At 55.6% G+C, this 23,574-nt stretch carries 23 protein-coding genes; 14 read left to right on the top strand and 9 right to left on the bottom strand.

Annotation, left to right across the window (positions count from 1 at the left end; all coding sequences use genetic code 11):
• Positions 1-241: 241 nt before the first annotated feature.
• Positions 242-916, bottom strand: a complete 675-nt coding sequence (gene radC, locus QSV34_RS04120) for a RadC family protein (RefSeq protein WP_289152253.1) — start codon at positions 914-916, stop codon at positions 242-244.
• Between the two features lie 129 nt (positions 917-1,045).
• On the opposite strand from radC, the gene coaBC reads away from it, so the two are divergent.
• Genes coaBC through slmA form a run of 3 tightly spaced genes read left to right on the top strand, consistent with a single transcriptional unit; the run spans position 1,046 to position 5,339 of the window.
• Positions 1,046-2,236, top strand: a complete 1,191-nt coding sequence (gene coaBC, locus QSV34_RS04115) for a bifunctional phosphopantothenoylcysteine decarboxylase/phosphopantothenate--cysteine ligase CoaBC (RefSeq protein ID WP_289152252.1) — start codon at positions 1,046-1,048, stop codon at positions 2,234-2,236.
• A gap of 28 nt (positions 2,237-2,264) precedes the next feature.
• The gene (locus QSV34_RS04110) at positions 2,265-4,691 is read left to right on the top strand and encodes a phosphomannomutase/phosphoglucomutase (protein WP_289152251.1); all 2,427 of its coding nucleotides are present in this window, start codon (positions 2,265-2,267) and stop codon (positions 4,689-4,691) included.
• Positions 4,692-4,730: 39 nt separating this feature from the next.
• Entirely contained in the window at positions 4,731-5,339 is a 609-nt protein-coding gene (gene slmA / locus QSV34_RS04105; RefSeq protein WP_289152250.1) for a nucleoid occlusion factor SlmA, read from the top strand.
• Between the two features lie 123 nt (positions 5,340-5,462).
• Here slmA and QSV34_RS04100 read toward each other — a convergent pair whose 3' ends face one another.
• Together QSV34_RS04100 and pyrE are read right to left on the bottom strand one after the other, a co-directional pair.
• Complete coding sequence (locus tag QSV34_RS04100) at positions 5,463-6,092, bottom strand: hypothetical protein (protein WP_289152248.1); 630 nt, start codon at positions 6,090-6,092, stop codon at positions 5,463-5,465.
• Between the two features lie 12 nt (positions 6,093-6,104).
• Entirely contained in the window at positions 6,105-6,746 is a 642-nt protein-coding gene (pyrE, locus tag QSV34_RS04095; protein ID WP_289152246.1) for an orotate phosphoribosyltransferase, read from the bottom strand.
• 244 nt (positions 6,747-6,990) lie between these two features.
• Here pyrE and QSV34_RS04090 point away from each other — a divergent pair, with 244 nt between their 5' ends.
• Entirely contained in the window at positions 6,991-7,767 is a 777-nt protein-coding gene (locus QSV34_RS04090) for an exodeoxyribonuclease III (protein ID WP_289152244.1), read from the top strand.
• A 60-nt stretch (positions 7,768-7,827) separates the two neighbouring features.
• On the opposite strand, the gene rph is transcribed toward QSV34_RS04090, so the two are convergent.
• A complete protein-coding gene (gene rph / locus QSV34_RS04085; RefSeq protein ID WP_289152242.1) occupies positions 7,828-8,556 on the bottom strand; it encodes a ribonuclease PH in 729 nt (242 codons plus the stop codon).
• 283 nt (positions 8,557-8,839) lie between these two features.
• Here rph and QSV34_RS04080 point away from each other — a divergent pair, with 283 nt between their 5' ends.
• From QSV34_RS04080 to ridA, 5 genes are all read left to right on the top strand, one after another.
• Positions 8,840-9,703, top strand: coding sequence for a YicC/YloC family endoribonuclease (locus QSV34_RS04080; protein ID WP_289152241.1), 864 nt, complete (start codon positions 8,840-8,842; stop codon positions 9,701-9,703).
• A gap of 81 nt (positions 9,704-9,784) precedes the next feature.
• Complete coding sequence (gmk, locus tag QSV34_RS04075) at positions 9,785-10,405, top strand: guanylate kinase (protein ID WP_289152239.1); 621 nt, start codon at positions 9,785-9,787, stop codon at positions 10,403-10,405.
• 97 nt (positions 10,406-10,502) lie between these two features.
• Positions 10,503-10,811 (top strand): DNA-directed RNA polymerase subunit omega, encoded by a 309-nt coding sequence (gene rpoZ, locus QSV34_RS04070; RefSeq protein WP_289152237.1) that lies wholly within the window; start codon positions 10,503-10,505, stop codon positions 10,809-10,811.
• 15 nt (positions 10,812-10,826) lie between these two features.
• The gene (locus QSV34_RS04065; protein ID WP_502928983.1) at positions 10,827-12,956 is read left to right on the top strand and encodes a RelA/SpoT family protein; all 2,130 of its coding nucleotides are present in this window, start codon (positions 10,827-10,829) and stop codon (positions 12,954-12,956) included.
• Positions 12,957-12,972: 16 nt separating this feature from the next.
• Positions 12,973-13,356 carry a deaminase RidA gene (ridA, locus tag QSV34_RS04060; RefSeq protein WP_289152233.1) on the top strand — a complete coding sequence of 128 codons (384 nt, stop codon included), beginning with the start codon at positions 12,973-12,975 and terminating at the stop codon, positions 13,354-13,356.
• Positions 13,357-13,468: 112 nt separating this feature from the next.
• On the opposite strand, the gene QSV34_RS04055 is transcribed toward ridA, so the two are convergent.
• Genes QSV34_RS04055 through QSV34_RS04040 form a run of 4 tightly spaced genes read right to left on the bottom strand, consistent with a single transcriptional unit; the run spans position 13,469 to position 15,575 of the window.
• On the bottom strand, positions 13,469-14,017 hold the full coding sequence (locus QSV34_RS04055) for a DUF4136 domain-containing protein (RefSeq protein WP_289152231.1): 549 nt from the start codon (positions 14,015-14,017) through the stop codon (positions 13,469-13,471).
• 3 nt (positions 14,018-14,020) lie between these two features.
• Positions 14,021-14,482 (bottom strand): GNAT family N-acetyltransferase, encoded by a 462-nt coding sequence (locus tag QSV34_RS04050; RefSeq protein ID WP_289152229.1) that lies wholly within the window; start codon positions 14,480-14,482, stop codon positions 14,021-14,023.
• An 8-nt stretch (positions 14,483-14,490) separates the two neighbouring features.
• The gene (locus QSV34_RS04045) at positions 14,491-14,721 is read right to left on the bottom strand and encodes a hypothetical protein (protein ID WP_289152227.1); all 231 of its coding nucleotides are present in this window, start codon (positions 14,719-14,721) and stop codon (positions 14,491-14,493) included.
• Positions 14,721-15,575, bottom strand: coding sequence for an NAD-dependent epimerase/dehydratase family protein (locus QSV34_RS04040; RefSeq protein ID WP_289152225.1), 855 nt, complete (start codon positions 15,573-15,575; stop codon positions 14,721-14,723). The genes QSV34_RS04045 and QSV34_RS04040 overlap by 1 nt, the downstream gene beginning before the upstream one ends.
• A 170-nt stretch (positions 15,576-15,745) precedes the next feature.
• Here QSV34_RS04040 and QSV34_RS04035 point away from each other — a divergent pair, with 170 nt between their 5' ends.
• From QSV34_RS04035 to QSV34_RS04025, 3 genes are all read left to right on the top strand, one after another.
• A complete protein-coding gene (locus QSV34_RS04035) occupies positions 15,746-16,666 on the top strand; it encodes a hydrogen peroxide-inducible genes activator (RefSeq protein WP_289152223.1) in 921 nt (306 codons plus the stop codon).
• Between the two features lie 14 nt (positions 16,667-16,680).
• Positions 16,681-18,795 (top strand): ATP-dependent DNA helicase RecG, encoded by a 2,115-nt coding sequence (gene recG, locus QSV34_RS04030; protein ID WP_289152222.1) that lies wholly within the window; start codon positions 16,681-16,683, stop codon positions 18,793-18,795.
• 178 nt (positions 18,796-18,973) lie between these two features.
• Positions 18,974-19,228: a DUF2442 domain-containing protein gene (locus tag QSV34_RS04025; protein WP_289152220.1), complete on the top strand. Its 255-nt coding sequence runs from the start codon at positions 18,974-18,976 to the stop codon at positions 19,226-19,228.
• A 458-nt stretch (positions 19,229-19,686) separates the two neighbouring features.
• On the opposite strand, the gene pdxH is transcribed toward QSV34_RS04025, so the two are convergent.
• Positions 19,687-20,322 (bottom strand): pyridoxamine 5'-phosphate oxidase, encoded by a 636-nt coding sequence (pdxH, locus tag QSV34_RS04020; RefSeq protein ID WP_289152218.1) that lies wholly within the window; start codon positions 20,320-20,322, stop codon positions 19,687-19,689.
• A gap of 131 nt (positions 20,323-20,453) precedes the next feature.
• Between pdxH and QSV34_RS04015 the strand changes: the two genes are divergently transcribed.
• Both QSV34_RS04015 and QSV34_RS04010 read left to right on the top strand, forming a co-directional pair.
• The gene (locus QSV34_RS04015; RefSeq protein ID WP_289152216.1) at positions 20,454-22,502 is read left to right on the top strand and encodes a TonB-dependent receptor plug domain-containing protein; all 2,049 of its coding nucleotides are present in this window, start codon (positions 20,454-20,456) and stop codon (positions 22,500-22,502) included.
• 82 nt (positions 22,503-22,584) lie between these two features.
• Entirely contained in the window at positions 22,585-23,568 is a 984-nt protein-coding gene (locus tag QSV34_RS04010; RefSeq protein ID WP_289152214.1) for an ABC transporter substrate-binding protein, read from the top strand.
• The last annotated feature ends 6 nt before the right edge of the window (positions 23,569-23,574 follow it).

Raw genomic sequence — 23,574 nt, 5'->3', positions numbered from 1 at the left:
TTCTGGCCAGCCAACAGGGGCCGGGGCCAAAGAGGCGCGATTTATACCAGAAAGCCCTAACGCAAGCAAATATATTTCGGCTACGGGCGACGAGCTTCTGGCTACGAGCAGATCGAGCAAGCCTTGTCATTCTGAGCGTTAGCGAAGAATCTCACACTTCGCCACAAGGAGATCCTTCGCTAACGCTCAGGATGACAATTACATACCAGCCAGCTCGCCGCCAGAAGCCCGCGGCCCGCAGCTAAATTCTCCCCCTCTCCGCCAACGACACCACCTCCCCCAGCCCCACCACCACATGATCCAGCACCCGCACATCCACCAGCGCCAGGGCGTCTTTCAGCTGTCGGGTAATGCGGGCATCTGCCTCGCTGGGTTCGGCGACACCAGAGGGGTGGTTGTGAGCCAGAATCAGCGCCGCCGCATTGTGAGCCATTGCCCGACGCACCACTTCGCGGGGGTACACAGCGGCACTGTCGATAGTGCCTCGAAACAGTTCTTCAAAGGCAATCAGACGGTTTTGTGAATCGAGAAACAGGGCGGCAAATATTTCCTGCTTGCGCCCCTGCAATTGCAGCCTCAAAAACGAGGACACCGCATCCGGGCTGGTGAATACCTGATGGCGCTGCATACGCTCTTTAAGATGGCGCCGGGCCAACTCAAGGCTTGCCTGCAACTGGGCATACTTGGCACTGCCCAAGCCCTTGAGCGCGCAGAACTGTCCTCGGTCTGCACCCAGCAACCCCGCCAAACTACCGAAATGGGCCAACATCTCCCTGGCCAAATCCACTGCAGTTTTTCCGGCACTGCCGGTGCGCAGAAAAATCGCCAGCAGCTCCGTATCTGACAGCGCAGCCGCGCCTTGCTGAATCAACTTCTCCCTGGGGCGTTCTCCCTCGGGCCAATCCTGAATAGCCATAATTCCTCCGTGTATCGTCCATGTGGCGCTGATAAAAAGCCGTGTCAGTAAATACTCACTGTCACGACTTTTCATCTGCGCAGCTAACGGTTATCTTAGCGCTTTTGCCGTATCTGTCTAGGAACCTGAATGAGCTCCCTGAGTAACAAACGCATCCTGTTGGGCGTCACCGGCGGTATTGCCGCCTACAAGAGCGCCGACCTGGTGCGCCGCCTGCAGGACGCGGGTGCCGATGTGCGCGTGGTGATGACCCCCGCTGCCTGCGAATTTATTACCCCACTGACCATGCAAGCGCTGTCTGGCAACCCGGTGCACACTTCGCTATTGGACAGCGAAGCAGAAGCCGCCATGGGCCACATTGAACTGGCACGCTGGGGAGACTTACTGCTGGTGGCCCCGGCATCAGCCGACTTTGTTGCCCGGCTGAGTAACGGTCAGGGGGACGACTTGCTCAGTACCCTGTGCCTGGCCTGCCCCGCCCCCATAGCGGTGGCCCCCGCCATGAATCAGGCCATGTACCGCAGTGACAGTACTCGGGACAACCTGGCCACTCTGAAACAGCGCGGCATTCATATCTTCGGCCCCGCGGAAGGTGTGCAGGCCTGTGGCGACGTGGGCCCCGGCCGGGTACTGGAGCCCCTGGAACTGGTGAACTGCGCCGCCGGGTTGTTTGCAACCGGCTCACTGGCAGGCAAGAAGGTGGTGATTACCGCTGGCCCCACCCGGGAACCTCTGGACCCGGTGCGCTATATCAGCAACTACAGTTCTGGCAAGATGGGTTATGCCCTAGCAGCGGCAGCAGCAGAAGCCGGGGCGGAAACCGTACTGATCAGCGGCCCGGTTAACTTGCCCCCACCGGAGCGGCTCACCACCATAAAGGTGGTGAGCGCCATGGAAATGCACAAAGCCGCCATAAACGCTGCCGAAGGGGCGGATATGTTTATCGCCACTGCGGCGGTTGCCGATTACCGCCCGGTTGAGATGGCAGACCAGAAAATCAAGAAAAGCGGTGACGAAATCACCCTGCAACTCACCAAGAATCCAGATATCGTCGCCTCGGTGGCCGCCATGGAACAACGACCGGTGACCATCGGTTTTGCCGCCGAAAGTGAGAATCTGGAGCAATACGCCCGCGGCAAGCTGGAACGCAAAAAACTGGATATGGTGATCGCCAATGACATTACCGGCGATGGCATTGGCTTTAACAGTGACGACAACCAGGTGGCATTGGTGAGCCCGGACGGCATTGAAAAACTGCCCAAGCTCAATAAACAGGTACTGGCCAGGGAGTTGATTGCCCGTTTGGCGCAGCTACTATAACGGTAACGGAATACTCACAATTAAGACTATGGCAGATACAAAAACCAGAAAATCCCTGCTAAAAACCAACACCCCGCTGGCCCTTTGGGGGGCCATCGCCCTGTTTGTGTTGATGCTGTTTGCCTGTTACCACCTGTACACCACCATTGTTGCCGACCCCGCCCAGAAACGAGCACTCAGCTTGGCCCAGCAGGGTTCCAGCTATGCAGCACGAACCACCGACCGCTTTATCACCGATCAGCAGCAACAACTGCAATCGCTGGCGGCACGACCTCTCACCGCCATGGCCCTGAAGGCCAGCGACAACGACCGCCGCAAGCTGGAACAAAGTGTTACCGAGCTGATGCACGGCGCTGCCTACAGCCGCCTGATCACCAGTGCCGACACCGGCAATGCCCGCAAACTCAATTTTGTTGCCCTCGATCTGGCCCGCCGGGTATTAAATGGCGAATCGGTATCACCGGAAGCGATGCTGATGGAACGCCAGTGGCATATCCTGATGGCCACCCAGGTAAATTCCAGCGAACAGCAGGACGTTATTGGCTGTCTACTGGTAAGTTTTCCCGCCAGCCACCTTGCCGGGCTGCTTGCCGACAGCGGCGTCGACGGCCAGGTAAAACTGACTCAACATCTGGCTGGCACCCCGTCCCGCGCATTTATCACTCAGGGCAATGCCGAACACAACTCACCGAGCCACCAGATAGGTAGCAAGCTGCCCCACTGGAAAGTGGCCTTCAAGCCGTCGCTGAAACAACTACAGGCGAGCGATACTGAACTCTGGCTGTTCTACTCCGTGCTCGCGGTTACTCTGTTGATCGGCGCTTGGGTAGGCACTCGGCTGGCGGTGCAACGGGGCATGGAGATCAAAGCCAAACAGGACAACCGGCGCAAGCAACAGCAGCAGGAAGACGAAGAAATCGCATCCGCCACCTCTTTCCTTTCCACCATACCCAGCGCCAGCTCCAATAAAGAGCCCGCGCAAGAACCGCAATCAGAAGAAAAACAGGGCGCCGACGGTGACGTCTTCGATTTAGCAGAAGACAAAGGCAAAAAAGCCGCTGCCGACCCCATCACTGCCGAGCAACTGCCAGAGGAAATCTTTCGCGCCTACGACATCCGCGGGGTCTATGGCAAACAAGTCACCGAGCAATTGGCCACCCACCTGGGGCAGGCACTGGGCTCACTGGCTCAGGAACAGGGGGAGAACACCCTGGTGGTGGCCCACGACGGCCGCACCAGCAGCCCCGGTCTTTATCGGGCACTGATCAAAGGCATTCGCGCCAGTGGTTGCAACCTGATCGCCTTGGGTCAGGGCCCCACCCCGCTGACTAACTTTGCCATCAACCATCTGGAGGAAACCTCCTCCGGTGTCACGGTGACCGCCAGCCACAACCCGCCTGAGTACAACGGCTTCAAAATGTCTATTAAAGGCAAGCCGTTAACCCCGGAACAGATCAACGGGCTGCGCACACGTATTCTGGAGCAGGATTACCTGAGCGGGTCTGGACGAGAAAGTCAGCTGGATCTGGTAGAGGACTACATAGAGCGCATCGTCGACGACGCCGTGCCCGCCGACGAACTCAAGGTTGTGGTGGATGCCAGCAACGGCGTTACCGGCCCCATTGCCCCGCAGTTGCTTGAGCAAATGGGCTGCGAGGTATCCCCCCTGAACTGTGAGGTGGATGGCACCTTCCCCAGCCATCCACCAGATACCTCGGTAGCCGCCAACCTGCAAGACCTGATCCAGATGGTGAAACACCAGGAAGCAGACTTGGGGCTGGCCTTTGACGGCGACGGCGACCGTATCACCGCCGTCACGGCCAGCGGACGCATTGTCTGGCCCGATGAACTAATGATGATCTTTGCCCGCGATGTGCTCAGCCGCCAACCGGGCGCCGACATTGTGTTCGATGTTAAAAGTACCCGCCGCCTCAATGCCCTGATCGGCAATTACGGCGGTCGCCCGGTGATCTGGAAAACCGGGCATTCCTTTATGCGTGAGAAAGTCAGCGAGCTGGATGCGCCTCTGGGCGGCGAGTACAGCGGCCATATTTTCTTTAACGACCGTTGGTACGGCTTTGACGACGGCATGTACGCCGCCGCGCGCCTGGTAGAGATTATCAGCCTCAGGGAACAAAGCCTGGATGATATTTACGACACCCTGCCCAACGCCGAGGCCAGCCCCGAATACCGGGTTCAGGTGCCTGAGCAGGAAAAATTCGCTCTGGTGGAAGCACTGGCAGACAGCGACGCCTTTGAGGATTGCAAGCTGATTACCGTGGACGGCTTGCGGGTTGAAGATGGCGATAGCTGGGGCCTGGTGCGCGCTTCCAATACTTCCGCCGAAATCACTCTGCGGTTTGAAGGCAGCGACAAAGAAAACATGCTGGCCATGGCCGAGCGTATCAAGAACGAGCTGTTGGGCCTCAAACCCGATCTGAGCATAGATTTTTAAAGCACCGTATTTTTAAAGCACTGGATATTTACAATAACAATGAATTCCGCAGAAACCGATAAAGCCATTCCCCGCCGCCAGCAAATCCTGCAGGCGTTGGCACGAATGCTGGAAAGCGCCCCCGGCGCCCGCATAACCACTGCCGCCCTGGCGCGGGAGGTGGGCGTATCCGAAGCGGCGCTGTATCGCCACTTCCCCAGCAAAACCAAGATGTACGAGGGCTTGATCGACTTTATTGAGGAAACCCTGTTCACCCGCATCAGTCGTATACTGGCGGAAGAACACAACGCCGAAAATCGTTGCCAGCGCATTCTCAGCCTGGTTCTGACCTTTTCTGAGCGCAACCCCGGAATCACCCGTATCCTCAATGGCGATGCCCTCACCGGGGAAACGGAGCGCCTGCACACCCGCGTGGTTCAGTTGTTCGATCGCATGGAAACGCAAATCAAGCAGATTTTACGGGAGGCGGAAGTCACCCAGGGCATTCGTACCCGTCTGCCCACCGGCAGCAGCGCCAATCTGATGCTCGCCCTGGCCGAGGGCCGCATCAGCCAATTTGTGCGCAGCGGATTCAAAAAACTACCCACAGAAGGGTGGCAGGATCAGTGGTCGTTGGTAACTCAGGAGTTGTTTAGCAAACCGTTTTAGGCTTCACCGTCATCCTGAGCCGCAAAGCGGCGTGAGGATCTCAAAGCCTGCAAGTTGTGGGATCCTCGCGGTCGCTCCGCTCCCTCAGGATGACAGGGTGAAGGTTCAAAAGATGGGCCAACTCTACCGGGTCAACTGCTGGTATCGAGTGATATAAGCCTGATAGCGCTGGCGCTCCTTCTCCAATTCGTCGCGACGCTGTGCCATGGCTTGCTGGGCATCCGCTTCGCGACGCTCCAGCTCGCTGAGCATATTAATCACTGCCTCGGACACGTTGCGCCCGCCACGCTGGGCGTCCGCCGCCTTGCGCTCTTCCTGCTTGCGCTGCAGTTGGGTGTTCTTGAGGTTATCTTCGATCAGGGCAATATCGCGACTCAAACTGTCCAGCTTACGGTCACGGGCCGCTTCAATTTCAGTCACTGAACTGTAACTTTTCAGCAGATATTGATCTTCCACCTGCTGTTGCTGCAAAGCCAGTTTGGCGGCTTTTTCTTCGTCGCTGAGAATGACATGGGGCTCGACGGTTTGCAGCAATTTAAAGGTGCCACTGAGAATTTCGTAACCCTTGGCGGCAAACTCCTTGGGAATGCTGGTGGAAATCACCGTATTACCTTGCGCATCCTCGTAGCGGTAGTAACGGCCGCCTTCCTGCTGAGCCCAGGCCTGCGGCACAGCCGTCAGCAACAAGCCCGCAGCCATTGCCAACGGCGCCAGGCTTTTCACCAACGGATATCTTGAAAGGGTTTTCGTCATAACTATTAGCCTTTAAACACCGTATTGCTCTCGATACGCCACAATACTCTCTAGTGTTTGCGCCTGCTGCGAATCCTCCCGCAAATAAGCAATAATGTGGTCAATGGAGACAATACTGATCACCGGCACACCAAACTCCTGCTCCACTTCCTGTATGGCAGACTGCTCGCCACGTCCCTTCTCTTTGCGATCCAAACCAACAACCACCCCGGCTGCCGTGGCCTCATGGCGGGAAAGGATCTCCATCACCTCGCGAATAGCAGTACCCGCAGTAATCACATCGTCGACGATTAACGCCCGCCCTTGCAAGGGTGCTCCCACCAGCGAGCCGCCTTCACCGTGGGTTTTGGCCTCTTTTCGGTTGAAGCAATAAGGCACACTGTGGCCGTGGTGATCCGCCAGCGCTACCGCCGTAGTGGATGCCAATGGAATGCCTTTGTAGGCAGGGCCAAACAGCAGGTCGTATTGTACCCCTGATGCCTCAATGGCAGCACCGTAAAAACGCCCCAGTGCGGCCAGGGCTGCGCCGCTGTGAAATTCTCCGGCATTGAAAAAGTAGGGGCTGACACGGCCGGATTTCAGGGTGAATTCACCAAATTTCAACGCCTTTTCGGCGATAGCGAGTTGTAAAAATTCTCGCTGATAGGCTTCCATAGGTCTACCTTTATCTATGGGAGCGGTTATTTACTATCCCCTGTCGGGAATATGGCCGCTACCGGGTTATTAACGATAATACTGTGGAATTGTGCACAAATAGAGGCTGTCTGTTGTCCAATGCCTCAAATCCGCGATTTTTGGCCACGGGAATTGTCGGGTATCATACACGGACAGACAAGCCGTCTTAACCACAATCATAAATACTCGGCATCTTGTTTGTGAAAATTTTCCAGGGGTGATTATGCGCATTATCAGTCTCTGTGTTGATGGAATTCACCATGCTGCTGAGCGTGGCCTGTTTGACTGGCTGGCTTCTCAGGATGCGGACATTCTGTGTCTGCAAAACCTCAAAGCACAGGAGCATCAACTAGAGTGGCAGCCACAGTTTGAGCTGGAAGGCTACTTCGCTTATTTCTTTGGCGACGCCACACCGGATTCCAATGGTGTGGCTATTTATACCCGCGAAATGCCCAAAGCCCTGATGTACGGTTTCGGATTCGCCAGTGGCGAAGACATGAAAGGCCGCTATTTACAGGCTGACTTCGCCAACATCAGCATTGGCTCGCTGCTGGCACCAACAGGTATCACCGGCACTCCATCTCAGGAAATCAAACGTCAGTTTTTTAATGACCTGCAAGCCCATCTGGAAAAAATTTCCCACAAACGGCGCAGTTATATTATTTGCGGCAACTGGAATATTGCCCACACCGACAGCGACCTGGAAAACCCCGATGACTACCGGGAAGAATCCGGCTTTCTCACCAGCGAACGCAGCTGGATGAATGCCCTGTTTGGCGACCTGGACTATTGCGATGCGTTCCGCCGCGGCAATTCCGATACCGACGAATTCAGCTGGTGGCCCAGCGGCACAATCGGCCAGGGTGACGGACGCCGGGTGGACTACCAAGTGATATCCCAGGAATTGGCACCGCTGGTGGAGTACGCGGTTATGTACAAGGCCAAAGATTTTTCAGCCCATACGCCGGTGATTGTGGATTACGATATTGAAGAACTGTGAGACGAAAGACGTGAGATGAGAGACGTCTTTCATCTCACGTCTGCCGTCTCCCGGCCCAGCCTACGGCTGGGCCAACGACATCTTCTGCACATTAACCAATTGCGTGATACCCCGCTTGGCCAACTCCATCATCTGTGCCATTTCATCCGCCGTAAAGGGCGCGGCTTCTGCTGTGCCCTGTACTTCGATAAAACCACCTTCGGCGTTCATTACCACGTTCATGTCAGTCTCCGCGTTGGAGTCTTCCGGGTAGTCCAGATCCAGCACCGGGGTGCCCTGATAAATACCCACCGATACTGAAGCAATCATGCTTTTCAGCGGGGTGCCTTTAGCTTTGATTTTGCCGGCTTTGCGCAGGTGCTCAATGGCATCCACCAGCGCCACGCAAGCACCGGTGATGGAAGCGGTGCGAGTGCCACCGTCTGCCTGAATCACATCGCAGTCGATGGTGATGGTATTTTCGCCCAGCGCTTGCAGGTCCACTGCGGCACGCAGCGAACGACCGATCAAGCGCTGAATTTCCAGGGTGCGGCCGCCCTGTTTACCACGGGCCGCCTCACGGCCCATACGGTCACCGGTGGAGCGCGGCAACATACCGTATTCCGCGGTCACCCAACCCTGGCCGCTGCCCCGCAAAAAGCGCGGTACGCCGTTTTCAACACTGGCAGTACAGATCACTTTGGTGTCACCAAACTCCACCAGTACCGAGCCCTCGGCATGCTTGGTGTAGTGGCGAGTGATTTTAACGGGGCGAAGCTGTTCCGGGCGGCGGCCGCTGGGGCGGGTCATACTGAGTTCCTTGTTCAAGGTGATTTCTAAAGGCGGACATTTTACAGCCTTTAAATAAAAAAGCAGCGGGCGACGGGTTTCGAGTTGCGGGCTGCCCGAGCAAGATTAAACTTTTGCCTTACTTATCAGGCCTCGACACTGCCTGCTACTTTGCTGAATTTAGCGGTTGGCAGAAATTCCTCGCAACCCGAAACCCGTAACACGCAACTTTCTCTTCTAGCACCACAGCCCACACACCGCTACCATACCTCCCTCAACAACCACCGAAATATCAGAGACCACCATGCCCCGCAGTATGACCGCCTTCTCCCGCCAGTCGTCACAACACGACTGGGGCAACATCACTTGGGAAATTCGCTCCGTTAACCACCGTCATCTGGAGTTGGATTTACGTCTGCCAGAAACGGTCCGCGAACTGGAAATGAACCTGCGCGAGCAGGCGCGCAAGCAACTGCATCGAGGCAAAGTGGGCTGCTATCTGCAATTACAGTTGGAAAACAACAGTCAGTCCGTTGATCTGAATCTGGACCTGGCAAAGCGCTATGTGGACGCCAGCCAGCAAATCGCCACACTGATGACCGACCCGGCGCAGGTATCGCCACTGGACGTGCTGCGCCACCCCGGCGTGCTGCGGGAACCGGAAGTGGATGCCGATGCGCTCAAAAAAGCGGTCACAGATTTGTTTAACCAGGCGCTACAGCAGTTGGGCTCCGTGCGCGAGCGCGAAGGTGAAAAACTGCAGGCCATGGTGGAACAGCGGCTCGATAGTATTCAGTCAGAAGTCGACACAGTCCGCACCCGTTTGCCGGAGCTAATGGCTGCGCAGCGGCAAAAAATCCTCGACAAACTGGCGGAGTTGAAGGGCGATATCGATAACGACCGGGTAGAACAAGAACTGGTGCACCTGGCCCAAAAAGCCGATGTGGACGAAGAACTGGATCGTCTGGAAGCCCATCTGGGGGAGATACGCCACATTCTCACCAAGCCTGGGCAAATCGGTCGCCGCCTGGACTTCCTGATGCAGGAACTCAACCGGGAAGCCAATACCCTGTCATCCAAATCCAATGCCACCAGCACCACCAATTCCGCTGTGGAATTGAAAGTACTGATTGAGCAGATGCGCGAACAGATACAAAATATCGAATAATACCCTCCTTCAGAAATAGACTTTTCAGCAACACTTTTTTAGGAACACTTTCTTAGGAACCCTCTTTTCAGGAATAAGCCAATGTCCGCACGCGGCACTCTTTACACCGTATCCGCTCCTTCCGGCGCCGGTAAAACCAGCCTGGTGGCGGCCCTACTGGAACGCTGCCAGCAGTTGCAGGTTTCCATCAGTCACACCACCCGCACCATGCGTCCCGGCGAACAGGATGGCGTCAATTACCACTTTGTCAGCCACGAGCAATTCACCGCCATGCTGGCTCAAAACGCCTTTCTGGAACACGCCGAGGTATTCGGCAACTATTACGGCACCTCCCAGCAATGGGTGGAAGATACCCTGTCAGCGGGCGCCGATGTAATTCTGGAAATCGATTGGCAAGGCGCCCAGCAGGTGCGCCGCCTGATGCCTGACACCGTAGGCATTTTTATTCTGCCCCCATCCAGGGAGGCATTGCGGCAACGGCTCACTGGCCGCGGCCAGGACGATGAGTCAGTGATCGCCAAACGCATGGCAGAAGCGGACAGCGAAATGTCTCATTACCCGGAGGCAGACTACCTGGTGATCAACGACCAATTCGATACCGCATTGGAGCAGCTGCACGCCATTATCGAATGCCAGCGCTTACAACTCAGCCAGCAACAGGCCCGTCATGGAGAATTATTGGCCAAACTGTTGGAAAATTAATGTTTGAAAGATTGAGTCCGGGCGGTGAAATTTTATACAATCGGCCGTTCTGCCCCCCGAAAAGTGGGCTAACACCTAAGATTGACGGAAAACACTTATGGCACGTATTACTGTAGAGGATTGTCTCGACCACGTTGACAACCGTTTTGAACTGGTTCTGGTAGGCGCCAAGCGCGCGCGCCAAATCTCTGTTGGCGGCAAAGAGCCGGAAGTGGCCTGGGAAAACGACAAGCCCACGGTAGTGGCACTGCGTGAAATTGAGCAGGGCATCGTTACCTCTGACATTCTCGCCCAGGAAGAAACTAGCGAAGACGACCTGCTGGCCCTCGACACCCTGGCTCAGGATATGGCGGGCACTGTAGCGCAAGAAACTGATCCAACCGCTGCAGCCAATACTGCCGAGTAAGTTCGCCGCAACAGCATGGGGAGCAAGGCGTTGTCTCTGATTGACCCGCTAAGCAGTAAACTCTCCTCCTACCTGGAACCCAACCAGGTAAAAAAAGTCATTCGCGCCTACCGCTTTGCCGAGCAGTGCCATCAAGGCCAGTATCGGCAGAGCGGCGACCCCTACATCACTCACCCTGTGGCTGTGGCTCATATCCTCGCGGATATGCATATGGATCACGAGAGCCTGATGGCGTCGCTGCTTCACGATGTGATCGAAGACACCAGCGCCACCAAGGGGCAGATCAGCCGCCGCTTTGGCAAAACTGTCGCCGAGCTGGTGGACGGTGTCAGCAAGCTCACCGAAATTGAATTCTCCTCCAAAGCAGAACAACAGGCAGAAAACTTCCAGAAAATGACCCTGGCCATGGCCAAGGACATTCGCGTGGTACTGGTAAAACTGGCTGACCGCCTGCACAACATGCGCACCCTGGGGGTACTCAACCCCAAGAAAAAACGCCGAATCGCCAGGGAAACTCTGGAAATCTACGCCCCCATTGCCCAGCGCCTGGGGATGAATGATATCCGGGTGGAATTCGAGGAGCTGGGGTTTGACGCCCTGCACCCGCTGCGCAGCCGGCGCATGCGCGAAGCTCGCAAAGCCGCCAGGGGGCACCGCACCGAACTGCTGTCGGAAATCAAGCAAACCATCGAGCTGGAGCTGAGCAAGGAAAAAATTGACAACGAGGTCAGCGGGCGGGAAAAACACCTGTGGAGCATCTACCAGAAAATGGTGCAGAAGAAGAAGTCGTTCAAGGAAATCATGGACGTGTTCGCTTTCCGCATCGTGGTAGACAGCGTCGATAACTGTTACCGGGTGCTGGGACTGATTCACAATCTGTTCAAACCGGTACCCGGTGAATTCAAGGACTATATCGCCATCCCCAAGTCCAACGGCTACCAGTCGTTGCACACCGTACTGGTGGGCATGCATGGCGTACCCATCGAAGTGCAGATTCGCACACGAGATATGGACGCCATGGCCAATTACGGCATCGCCGCCCATTGGCTTTACAAAGCCAGCGATGACGAAACCCCACTCAGTACGCACTCGCGAGCGGGCCGCTGGGTACAGGGGCTGCTGGAGCTGCAACAACACGCTGGCAACCCGCTGGAGTTTATCGAGCACGTTAAAACCGACCTGTTCCCGGACGAGATTTACGTGTTCACCCCCAAGGGCAAAATCATCGAATTGCCCAGTGGCGCCACCCCGGTGGACTTCGCCTACGCGGTGCACACCGATGTGGGCAACCGCTGCATCGCCTGCGAGCTGGATGGGCATCTGGCGTCGTTGTCCGAGCCCCTGCAAAGCGGCCAGAAAGTGCGCATCATCACCGCCAAATCCGCCCAACCCAACCCCACCTGGCTCAACTTTGTGATCACCGCCAAAGCACGTAGCGCGGTGCGCCACTTCCTTAAAAAGCAGGAACATCAGGAATCCGTCACTCTGGGCAAAAAGCTGCTGGACCGAGCACTGGAAAACTTTGGTAGCAGCTACCCGGAAATCCGCAAGTCCTGGGTAAAGCGCCTGCTAAAAGCCACTGACGCACCCTCGTTCGAATTTGTATTGCAGCAAATCGGCCTTGGCGAGCGCATGGCATTTGCGGTGGCCAACTTGATGCTGCCACCGTCGAAGCGCAAAAAAGAGCAAGCCAATATCGGCTCACCGGTGCTGCTGGACACCAACGAAACCATGCTGATCAGCTACGGCCGCTGCTGCCGCCCCATTCCCGGTGACCCAATTCTCGGCCACCTCAGCTCCGGGCGCGGGCTGGTTATCCACCGGGAATCCTGCGGCAACCTGGCCAACATTCGCAACAACCTGGAAAAGAGCATGCCGGTGAAATGGTCACCTCAAGTTAAGGGTGAATTTCCCGTGGAGTGCCAGATCGAGGTCATCTCCGAAAGAGGCATTGTCGCCACCCTGGCAGCGCGCATTACCGAGCAAGACGCCACCATCGACCAGATTTCCATCAGCGACCAGAGCGTACAACTGAGCACCATCAAAGTACTGGTGGGAGTGCGCGACCGCATACACCTGGCCAATATATTGCGCCGTATCCGCAGCCTGAGTGCGGTGCGGCGCGTTACCAGAATCAAGAACTAGAAACAGGGGAACCACTATGCCAAACAGAGCCATTATCCACACCGACAACGCACCTGCCGCCATCGGCACCTATTCGCAAGCCGTTAAGGTCAACAACACCATCTACCTGTCGGGGCAGATCCCCCTGGACCCGGACACCATGGAGATGGTAGATGGGGGCTTTGAAGCCCAGGTTGAACAGGTATTTAAAAATCTGGCAGCGGTGTGCGAAGCCTCTGGCGGCAGTCTGCAGTCGCTGGTGAAGTTGAATATTTTTCTTACCGACTTGAGCAACTTCGGCGCCGTTAATGAGGCCATGGGCCGCCATATCCAGGAGCCTTACCCAGCCCGCGCTGCCATTGGCGTGAAGGAATTACCGAAAGGGGCACTGGTTGAAATGGATGGGATTTTGATGGTTTAAAGCCTGCTGTCCCGAGCACCACTCCTGTCATCCTGAGCGTAGCGAAGGATCTCTATAGTTAACTGGATACTGAGATCCTCGCGGTCGCTACACTCCCTCAGGATGACAACAATCACCGCACAAACAGGCCCTTAACCATTTTCTGAATTGCACGAATGATCTGTTCTGGCGGGTGACTGTGATCCACCAGATCACTGGCCTGCCCCTCCCAGATCACCTGGCTTTTATCGCTATTGAACACCGTTACATTCAGCGTCGCTCGGTCCAGGGTGATGGTGGCATTGGGGTCAACCCGGCTGCGCTGCAACTCACCCTCCTGATCGCGCTTCCATACCCAGCCGCCCTGGGGTTGCTCCAAATTGGCGTATTGCTCCGGAGTAAACAGCAGCTTGTAATCCACCACCAAAGACGCGGTTTGATCCTCTGCCCGTTGCGCCAGCCCCAATGCCGTTAATTGCTGGCCCACAGATTCCCGCACCAGCCTGTCCTGCAACAGCAAATCCTGATCGTGGCGGCCACCGCCCTTGAGTGCGGGCCAACCCCAACGATAGCTATCAAAACGCGACAATTCTCCCAGAGAACCCTGTATATCCTGCACCGGAATCTGATGGCAAGCGGACAGCAGCAAAAACAGAAAAGGCATCAACAAACGCAGCGACATAGTTTATTTCCTTGCAGGTGGGCACTGCTCATACATCTGATAGACAGTTTCAGACATGCCTAGTGCCCGATAAGTCTGTTGCGCTCGAACGTTATCCTTTTCCACATAAAGGCGAAAACCGCACACATCACCTTGCTCGCTGGCAAGCTGCTGGACGGCCTGATACAGCTGACGGTAGATGCCGCGTCGACGGTGTTCCGGGCGCACGTAAACACTCTGCACCCACCAGTACAAACCATTGCGCCAATCGCTCCATTCACTGGTTACCATCAGCGAAGCCAGCGCCTCGCCGCCCTCCTCTGCGATCAGATAAAAGCCCAGCTCCGGGCGCTGCAGCAGGGTAGATACCCCCGCCGCGACGACATCTGAATTCAGGGTTTTGCCTTCCGTTTCCAGTGCCATGGCACAGTTAAAAGCCACCAGGCTGTCGCGATCCGTGTCTCTGGCAGGGCGTATGCTAACCATTGCCTTTACTAACCATGGCCTTCAGGGGTAAAACGGGCGGCACTGATAATGCACCAGACATGCAGAATAAAGGCAATGATCGGCGGAATAATCAGTGGCCAGAAAAAATAGCCCACGGTAATCAGCACAAAAAACAGGATTGCAGCACCCAGGCGGCCCTGCACCAATTGCCCCAAGCCGGGAATAAACAGATTACAAATAGCGGCAATCACGTTGCCGCCGGAACCTTGTCCAGACATTAATTTTCCTCAGATTGTTGTATCAGTTCGCTATAGCCAGCCCGATAATCCACATAGCGAAAGCGATAACCGCTGGCTACCAACTGTTGATTTCTGCAACGCTTGCCACTTGCTGGTTGCTCCGCACTGGGCGGCGGCGCCTCACGCCCCAGCAAACCACACAAAAAAGAGCGCAGCTGCCACTGGCTAATTGGCTGATGGTCACTGGCCAGATAAACGGGCTCCAAAGTATCACCGCTGCAGTATTTTTCCAACAGATGAGCCAGCACACCGGCGCAATCCTCACTGTGGATACGGTTGGTCCAGCCATTTGGGCGAGTCAGAGGTTTACCGCTGTGCACCGCCCTGAGTTGAGCCTGGCGCCCGGGGCCATAAATGCCGGAAAAGCGCACGATGCAGCTGGCCAAATCACTGTTTTGCAACAAGCGTTCGGATTCCAGTATCACCTGGCCGGAGTAACCGCCAGGTTCTGTGGTTGAGTGTTCATCCACCCACTGGCCATCGTCCTGGCCATACACGCTGGTGCTGGACACAAACAGCACCAATGGGCTACTGCCGCTTGCATTGACAGACTGCAACAAAACTTCCATAGATTTGAGATAGCTGTTCCGGTAGCCCGCCTCACTGCGTTGGCTGGGAGTCATGGTTACCACCACCGCATCAAAACCGAGGGTCATCAGGTCGCACATATCGCTCATGCTGGTGGCATCTGCCGCCAATACCGGAAAAGTTGTACCCGCTAACGGAGTACGTCGAGCGCCAGTAATATCGTAATGCTCGACAGATAAGTGGGCAGCCAAGCGGGTGGCAATATCGCCACAACCTAGCAATAACAATTTCAATTGCTTATTCAAATGTAATACTCTTTCGCTATCGCCAGCAGGTTAGAGGGAGAGAATATTTGCCTTTACCTGACCGCCGTCAGCATGGATGCTGACGACGAGCCCACATGGAAGTGTTTACGGCGAGTCAGGTAAAGGCAAATATTCTCTACCAGAGTTTCATTTGTAAGGAAAAACAGCCCATGACCTTAACAGAATTGCGCTATATCGTGACACTGGCCCAAGAGCAACATTTTGGCCGCGCCGCCGACCGTTGCCATGTGAGCCAGCCCACCCTCAGTATCGCGGTAAAAAAGCTGGAGCAGGAATTGGAAGTGGAACTGTTTGAGCGTTCCAAAAACAGTGTGCGCACCACACCAACCGGCGAGAAGGTAGTGGCTCAGGCCCAGCGGGTGCTGGAACAAACCTCTGCCATTAGCGACATCGCCAGCGCCGGCCGTGACCAGCTCAACACGCCTCTGCATGTGGGTGCCATCTTTACCATCGGCCCCTACCTTTATCCGCACTTTATTCCCAAACTACAGGAATTGTCGCCGCAAATGCCGCTGGTGGTGGAAGAGGGCTACACCGCCAGCCTGCGCAAGCGCCTGCGCAACGGCGAGCTGGATGTCATCATTGTCGCCTTACCGTTTACCGAACCGGATGTGGTCACCCAACCCCTGTACACAGAATCCTTTGTGACATTGTTGCCCAGCAACCACCCACTGACAAAGAAAAAGAGCGTCTCTCCTGCGGATCTGGACGGAGAAAATGTCTTGCTGATGGGCGAAGGCCACTGCTTCCGTGACCAGGTACTGGAGGCGATGCCCAACATCAACCAGCAGCAGGAAGATACCGGCATTCGCACCCACACCGAGGGCAGCTCTCTGGAAACTTTGCGGCATATGGTGGCCACCGGCCTGGGCGTGAGCATATTGCCCATGTCAGCGGCCTTGGGCAGCTCATCTTACGAGGGCACACTGGTGACACGGCCCTTTAGTGGCGTCAAACCATCGCGCACCGCCGCCCTGGCATGGCGCGCCAGCTTCCCGCGCCACAAGGCCATCGATGCACTGCGCAACGCCATCCAGAAAAGTCCCTTGCGCAATATTGAAATGGCCTGAGCCCGTCGCGCGCCATGGCCATCAAGCTATCCAAAAGCCTGGATAAAACTCCGGTTACCGCGCTCCACGGTGTCGGCCAGGCGTTTGCCGAAAAGCTCCACAAACTGGGCATACGCAGTGTTCAGGATGTGCTGTTTCACCTGCCGATCCGCTATACAGACCGCACCCGTATCACCCCCATTGGCGCCCTGCAGCCGTTTAGCGATATTGTTATTGAAGGAGAAATTCGCGCCACCGACATCGTGTTTGGCAAGCGTCGCAGCCTGATGTGCAAGGTGCAGGACAACACCGGCACCATCACCTTGCGTTTTTTCCACTTCTCTGCCGCCCAACGCAACAATCTGGCAACGGGCCAACGCATACGCTGCTATGGCGAAGTGCGCCGAGGCAGCTCCGGGCTGGAAATTTATCACCCGGAATATCAGCTGCTCAAAGAAGCACAACCACCCGCTCTGGAAAACAGCCTTACTGCTATCTACCCAGCCACTGAAGGCTTGACCCAACAGCGTATGCGCTCCCTGGCCAACCAGGGGTTGGCGCTGATTACCTCCCACAATTTGCAAGAACTGCTGCCGGAACAGCTGGCGCCACAAAGCGGATTTTCCCTGGCGGATGCACTGCGCTATTTGCACCAACCTCCGGCCAATGCCCCCCTGGACAAACTGGCTGCGGGGGAACACCCAACGCAACAACGGCTTGCCTTTGAGGAGCTGCTTACCCATCACTTGAGTCTGCTGCAGTTACGCCAACGGGTGCAGAGCTTTGGCACCACCCCGCTGGCCATACCCCGGCAATTGCACCAGCAATTTCTGCAGTCATTAGGGTTCACCCTCACCAATGCCCAACAGCAAGTGTTTGAGGAAATTCGCAGCGACTTGACCAAACCCCAACCCATGTTGCGACTGGTACAGGGGGATGTGGGTTCCGGCAAAACCGTGGTGGCCGCCCTGGCGGCGCTGGCAGCAGTAGGCAGTGGTAAGCAAGCGGCCATTATGGCGCCCACGGAAATTCTCGCCGAGCAGCACCGCAACAGTTTTGAAAACTGGCTTAAACCGCTGGGCATTCGCATCGCCTGGCTCACCGGCAAACTCAAGGGCAAAGGCCGCGAAGCGCAACTGGCCGCCATCGCCGACGGCAGTGCCGCGCTGGTGGTGGGCACCCACGCTCTGTTTCAAGACGATGTACAGTTTCACGACCTGGGCTTAATCGTTATCGATGAACAGCACCGTTTCGGCGTACATCAGAGGCTTGCCTTACGTGAAAAAGGACAGCGCGAGAAAGGGTCAGGAGAAAAAGGCGGCGGCCAGCACCCCCATCAACTGGTCATGACCGCCACACCCATTCCTCGCACCCTGGCCATGAGCGCTTATGCCGATCTGGACTGTTCCGTCATTGACGAACTGCCGCCAGGGCGCACCCCGGTAGAAACCGTCGCCATTGCCAACAACCGCCGCCAGCAAATCATTGATCGAGTGCGAAAGGGCTGCAGCGAAAAACGCCAAGCCTACTGGGTATGTACCCTGGTAGAAGAATCCGACGTACTGGAAGCCCAGGCAGCGAAAGCCACCGCGGATGAATTGCAGTTACTGTTGCCAGAGTTAAGTATTGGACTGATCCACGGCCGCCTCAAGGCAAAAGAAAAAGAACAGGTGATGGCAGCCTTCAAAACCGGGGAAATCGACCTGCTGGTGGCCACCACAGTCATTGAAGTAGGCGTGGATGTACCCAACGCCAGCCTGATGGTAATCGAAAACCCGGAGCGCCTTGGTCTGGCGCAGCTGCATCAACTTCGCGGCCGGGTGGGCCGGGGCAGCGCCGCCAGCTACTGCGTGTTGCTGTACAGCCCACCGCTATCGAATAATGGTGTGGAGCGACTGAAAATCATGCGCGAAACCAACGACGGCTTCCGCATCGCCGAAAAAGACCTGCAACTGCGTGGCCCCGGTGAGGTACTGGGCACCCGCCAGACCGGAGAAATCTCCTTACGTATCGCCGACCTGCAACGAGACGCCCACCTGATCACCGACGTGCGCCGCAGCGCCCAACAATTGCTTGCCCAGCATCCGGAATTGGCGGAACAGCTGATTGCACGATGGCTGCCGGGGGCGGAGCGGTATGGAAGTGTATAACCAGTTTCGAGTTACGTGTTTCGGGTTGCGAGCAGTTCACAACGTAAAATAGATAACGTAGGTTGGATTAGCCAAAGGCGTAATCCAACGATTTTCGCGTTACAACAAATTGGTGGATTACGCTGCGCTAATCCACCCTACGACTGCAAAGCTACATCGCCCTGCTGGAGTAATACCTATGCTGCATATTAAGTCCGCACGATACGTATCAGACTACATCCTTTGGGTTGCTTTTGACGATGGAACAGACGGCAAAATAGACATTAAAAATGAACTCAAAGGCCCGGTATTTGAACCACTAAAAGATGTAGCTATCTTTTCAAAAGTTGCCGTAGACCCGGAACTTGAAACTGTTGTATGGCCTAATGGTGCGGATTTCGCTCCAGAGTTTTTAAAGGAGCTGTATCAAAAACAAAACCAGCAAGTCGCTTAAACTTAAGTAGCGCAGACTATAGAGAAACGACCATGCACAGGTTCGCGCCAGAATTTATATCCAAGTGCAATAAGCTTTCCTGGCTCTCTTTAATCGCTGGTCTGAGCTTACTGTGGGTTTTTCCAGAAAATTACGATTCAAGATGCATGCTGATAATGGGAATATGTCTACTGCTGCACAGCGTATTGAGTTTTCCTAAAAGCTATGATGAGTACCGCGTAGCAAAAGGGGGGTGGGACATTTTTACTGGTTTGTCATGGCTTTCCAGGATATTTCTCCTAGGCATTGGAGGCTGTGCAACTATATTTATTGCCATTAAAGACTTAGTAGCAGCGTCACTCTGAGCACAGCTAAGGGTCTCTATACTTGCGGATATTTGTGAGATTCGCTCCTGCACTCACTATGACAATTACCCTGGGGCTGCTCGCAACCCGAAACCCGTGGCCCGTAGCCATCCCTTAAGGCGCCAACCGCTCAACTCCCCACTCACCATCTTCAAGCTGATAGTAAAACCGGTCGTGCAAGCGCCGATTTCCCCCCTGCCAGAACTCGATGGAATCGGGAACTACCCGAAAGCCGCCCCAAAAATCCGGCAATGGCACTTTGCCTTTGGAAAATTTGTCTTTCAGGCGCTGAAACTCCGCCTCCAGTATCTGTCGAGAGCTGATGGGGGCACTTTGCCGGGAAGCCCAGGCACCCAGTTGGCTCTCAGCAGGGCGCTTTAAAAAATAACTCAGTACTTCGGTTTTTGGCAGTGGCTCGGCACGCCCGCCGACAATCACCTGACGATCCAGGCGCACCCAGGGGAAGTGCAAACTCACCTGAGAATTGGCGGCAATTTCACGAGCTTTGCGACTGCCCAGATTGGTGTAAAACACAAACCCATGCTCATCAAATCCTTTTAATAACACCATGCGTTGCCAGGGGCGTCCGTCAGCACCAACGGTAGCGACACACATTGCCGTGGGGTCTTTGATGTCAGATTCCAACGCCTGTTGCATCCAGAGTTCAAACTGCTGGAAGGGGGAATCTGCCAAGCTCTCCCGAGTCAGCCGACCAAACTGGTATTCGCGGCGTTCGCTTTCCAGCGCCATCTATCGCTCCTGATATTCGATTAACCAATAGCTTTGGCAGTTTAGCGCCTGTTTGTAATAAAACCACCTGCGGTTAGAATGCGGTTAAAGAGCGTTCGCAGGGATGTGTTATTTCTGAGACTTATAACACCATGAAAAAACAAAAAATACCTGTGTTGATATTCGCCACTGCTATTGGCAACTCCACCTGTTGGGCAAGCGACGACACCGTTACCGAAAGCGATATCTATATCGATTTACCCATCGTCACCGGCATCAGTCGCATTGATCAATTGCTGACGAGGGCGCCGGCCAGCGCAACGGTGATTGACCGCCAGATGATCGAGCTTTCCGGGGCACAGAACTGGACCGATTTATTCCGCCTGGTGCCCGGCATGCAAGCCTATTCGGTAAACGGCAACCGCTTTGGCATCAGCTACCACGGCATTGGCCGGGAGTTACCTAACCACATGGAAGTTCGCGTAGACGGCCGCTCCGTCTATGACCCGCTGTTCTCGGCGGTTAACTGGAGCGCGCTGTCCATTGAGCTGGACGATATCGAGCGCATTGAGGTGATACGTGGCACCAATGCCGCCAGCGATGGCTCCAACGCCTTTATGGGCGCCATCAACATCATTACCAGAGACGCCATTCAGGATAAGGGCACAACCCTGCGCGCTACTGTCGGCTCCCGCGGCACACGGGAAAGCTCGGCGCGATTTAACGGCGTCCTTGGTAAATTCAACTATCGCTGGTCACTGGGCTTCCAGGAAAACGACGGTTTTACCGACCGACCCAGAGGGCCAGATGACGACGGCCAAAACCTGCGCCATACAGAACTGCGTGCCACCTACAGCGCAAGTAGCATCGACAGTATCGAATTCCATATTGGCCACAGTAACAGCGGCAGCGGCTTTGGCGACGCTGACGATCTCAACGCCTTCGCCACCGCTGATTTCAACCAGAGTTTTCAATCCATCAAATGGCAGCGCCTGCTGCAGGGCAATGACGAGCTGCAGCTGCACTTTTACCACAACCGCCTGCAGGGGGATAACAGCGCGGAAATTGGCCGCCTTTCGGAGCTGGCGGTGGCCGGTGGCCTGGCGCCGGATATTCCCACTGCCATCGCCATCCTGAACAATTTCGGCATTGAAGACGGTTTGCTGGTCGGCGGTTTCCGCGAAATTGAAACAGAGCGCTACGACATCGAGCTGAGCCATAAATTTGATATTGACCAGCAACTGCGTGCAGCCTGGGGCATGGGAGTGCGCCACGAGATGATTGATGCCGAAGCACTGCTGGAGCCCATCGAACAAGTTTCCCAAAACAGCTACCGCCTGTTTGGCAATCTGGAATGGCAGCCGGCCCAACGCTGGATCGTTAACGCCGGGGCCATCATTGAGCACAACGACACGGTCAACACTATTGCCTCACCGCGTTTAGGCGTCAACTATCTGATCGACGACAACCACAGCCTGCGCTTTACGGTAGCCCGCGGCAACCGTTCCCCCTCACTGCTGGAAGCCAATGAGTTCAATGTGGATATTGTCAGCAACCAGCTGTTGGTTGCCATTCGCCGCGCCGGTGAAAACCTCAGCGAGGAAAAGCTCACCAGTTACGACATTGGCTACATTGCCAACTTCCCGGACAGGGGCCTCACTCTGGATGCGCGCCTTTATATGGAAAAAATAAGGGATGGACTGGAGCAGCGCAGGGAACTGATCACCACCAGTCCTCTGTCCGACGATGACGACATCGCCGTTATCGACAACATTTTCTTCAGCGATCGCAAAGGTATTGAGCTGCAATTGAAATATCAGCCCGATGCAAAAACCCTGTTGGCGGCACAGTATTCGTACACCGACCTGAGCGGCGCTCCCACGCCTTTTGGCGTGCCGTTGGAAAACACCAACCCCACCCACACGGCCAGCCTGCTGTTCGGTAAACATCTGAACGACAAACTCAGTGCCAGCACCACCCTCTATTTTCAAGACGATGTGCAGTGGCGCGGCGGTGGCGAACACCACAGTTCATTTACCCGCTGGGACGCCCAGCTCAGCTACCAGCTGCAACTGGGCACTGTGGACAGCACTATTTCCCTGGTAGCACAGAACATCGGTGGTGGCAGCTACCCGGACTTTAACCAGAACAACCGCTTTCATTCCCGGTATTTCCTGGAATTGAAGCTACACATTGAGTAACCACCAAAAGCGGATGCCGATATGGAAAACATCGGGGTATACTGCCAACCGCTGCTAATAGCGCACAAGGATCATGGAAGGAATGCATAGCAAACAGGACAACATGCGGCGCACGAGCCCACTGTGGTTTGTGCTGTTTCTGTTGTGCGCTTCATTTTCCCAGGCCGATACACATACCGATACAACGGTTGAGCTTGTGCTGTCCGGTGAAAAAAGCTACTACCGGAAAGCTGCCCTGCGCATTGAAAATGTCGTCAACGCAACCCACCCCAACACCCGATTCAGGCTGACAACCGCCGACCAAACCAATTGGCCCACCGCAAACAGCAACCTGCTGGTAGCGGTGGGTTCCAACGCCTGCAAACAGGCAATGCAACGCGCCGATAAAATCCCCCTGCTGTGCACCTTTTTGCCCAGCAGCACCTATTGGAACACCCTGGAAAAAAGTGGCCGTGCGACATCGGCGCCAGCAACCTCAGCGGTGTTCTTCGACCAGCCCATGTCCCGCTATTTTGCTTTGATCAAGCTGGTTGCCCCCAAGGCGGAAAAACTCGGTACCGCCGTGGGCCCACAGTCCACCCAACTACTACCGCGTATCGAGCAGCAGGCTCAACAGTATCAGCTGCAACTACACCAAACAGAACTCGACACCACCACCAGCCACCACAAAGCCCTGTCACCCATTGTCGCCGCCAGCGACCTGTTTCTGGTCAATCCGGACAAAGCGGAACTCAACAAAAGCGTTGCCAAAACTCTGTTGCACCTCAGCATTCGCCAGCGCATACCGGTGATTGCCTACTCCGGCAGCTACGTCAACGCTGGGGCTTTGGCCGCTATTTATTCAACACCTGAAAATATTGGTCGCGACGCCGGCGAGCTGGTCAGCCAGTGGCTTGATTCACCAGGGCAACCACTGCCTACAGCCCGCTACCCCAACTATTTCACCATCAAGAGCAACCCCAATGTAGCGCGTTCGCTGGGCATTAAATTGCCCGGTGATCGCCGCTTGGAAAATGCTGTTAAACAAGCCATGGATACTGCACCAAACCCCGGACAACAACGATGAAGGGGT

It is taken from the genome of Porticoccus sp. W117 (assembly GCF_030341905.1).
GTDB lineage: Bacteria > Pseudomonadota > Gammaproteobacteria > Pseudomonadales > Porticoccaceae > SCSIO-12696.
This window is presented reverse-complemented; position numbering and strand designations above follow the sequence as displayed.

What these genes read in the sequence shown, in the direction of transcription:
- radC (WP_289152253.1), bottom strand. Translation starts at nt 916, where the DNA reads ATGGCTATTCAGGATTGGCCCGAGGGAGAACGCCCCAGGGAGAAGTTG.
- coaBC (WP_289152252.1), top strand. Translation starts at nt 1,046, where the DNA reads ATGAGCTCCCTGAGTAACAAACGCATCCTGTTGGGCGTCACCGGCGGT.
- QSV34_RS04110 (WP_289152251.1), top strand. Translation starts at nt 2,265, where the DNA reads ATGGCAGATACAAAAACCAGAAAATCCCTGCTAAAAACCAACACCCCG.
- slmA (WP_289152250.1), top strand. Translation starts at nt 4,731, where the DNA reads ATGAATTCCGCAGAAACCGATAAAGCCATTCCCCGCCGCCAGCAAATC.
- QSV34_RS04100 (WP_289152248.1), bottom strand. Translation starts at nt 6,092, where the DNA reads ATGACGAAAACCCTTTCAAGATATCCGTTGGTGAAAAGCCTGGCGCCG.
- pyrE (WP_289152246.1), bottom strand. Translation starts at nt 6,746, where the DNA reads ATGGAAGCCTATCAGCGAGAATTTTTACAACTCGCTATCGCCGAAAAG.
- QSV34_RS04090 (WP_289152244.1), top strand. Translation starts at nt 6,991, where the DNA reads ATGCGCATTATCAGTCTCTGTGTTGATGGAATTCACCATGCTGCTGAG.
- rph (WP_289152242.1), bottom strand. Translation starts at nt 8,556, where the DNA reads ATGACCCGCCCCAGCGGCCGCCGCCCGGAACAGCTTCGCCCCGTTAAA.
- QSV34_RS04080 (WP_289152241.1), top strand. Translation starts at nt 8,840, where the DNA reads ATGCCCCGCAGTATGACCGCCTTCTCCCGCCAGTCGTCACAACACGAC.
- gmk (WP_289152239.1), top strand. Translation starts at nt 9,785, where the DNA reads ATGTCCGCACGCGGCACTCTTTACACCGTATCCGCTCCTTCCGGCGCC.
- rpoZ (WP_289152237.1), top strand. Translation starts at nt 10,503, where the DNA reads ATGGCACGTATTACTGTAGAGGATTGTCTCGACCACGTTGACAACCGT.
- QSV34_RS04065 (WP_502928983.1), top strand. Translation starts at nt 10,827, where the DNA reads ATGGGGAGCAAGGCGTTGTCTCTGATTGACCCGCTAAGCAGTAAACTC.
- ridA (WP_289152233.1), top strand. Translation starts at nt 12,973, where the DNA reads ATGCCAAACAGAGCCATTATCCACACCGACAACGCACCTGCCGCCATC.
- QSV34_RS04055 (WP_289152231.1), bottom strand. Translation starts at nt 14,017, where the DNA reads ATGTCGCTGCGTTTGTTGATGCCTTTTCTGTTTTTGCTGCTGTCCGCT.
- QSV34_RS04050 (WP_289152229.1), bottom strand. Translation starts at nt 14,482, where the DNA reads ATGGTTAGCATACGCCCTGCCAGAGACACGGATCGCGACAGCCTGGTG.
- QSV34_RS04045 (WP_289152227.1), bottom strand. Translation starts at nt 14,721, where the DNA reads ATGTCTGGACAAGGTTCCGGCGGCAACGTGATTGCCGCTATTTGTAAT.
- QSV34_RS04035 (WP_289152223.1), top strand. Translation starts at nt 15,746, where the DNA reads ATGACCTTAACAGAATTGCGCTATATCGTGACACTGGCCCAAGAGCAA.
- recG (WP_289152222.1), top strand. Translation starts at nt 16,681, where the DNA reads ATGGCCATCAAGCTATCCAAAAGCCTGGATAAAACTCCGGTTACCGCG.
- QSV34_RS04025 (WP_289152220.1), top strand. Translation starts at nt 18,974, where the DNA reads ATGCTGCATATTAAGTCCGCACGATACGTATCAGACTACATCCTTTGG.
- pdxH (WP_289152218.1), bottom strand. Translation starts at nt 20,322, where the DNA reads ATGGCGCTGGAAAGCGAACGCCGCGAATACCAGTTTGGTCGGCTGACT.
- QSV34_RS04015 (WP_289152216.1), top strand. Translation starts at nt 20,454, where the DNA reads ATGAAAAAACAAAAAATACCTGTGTTGATATTCGCCACTGCTATTGGC.
- QSV34_RS04010 (WP_289152214.1), top strand. Translation starts at nt 22,585, where the DNA reads ATGCATAGCAAACAGGACAACATGCGGCGCACGAGCCCACTGTGGTTT.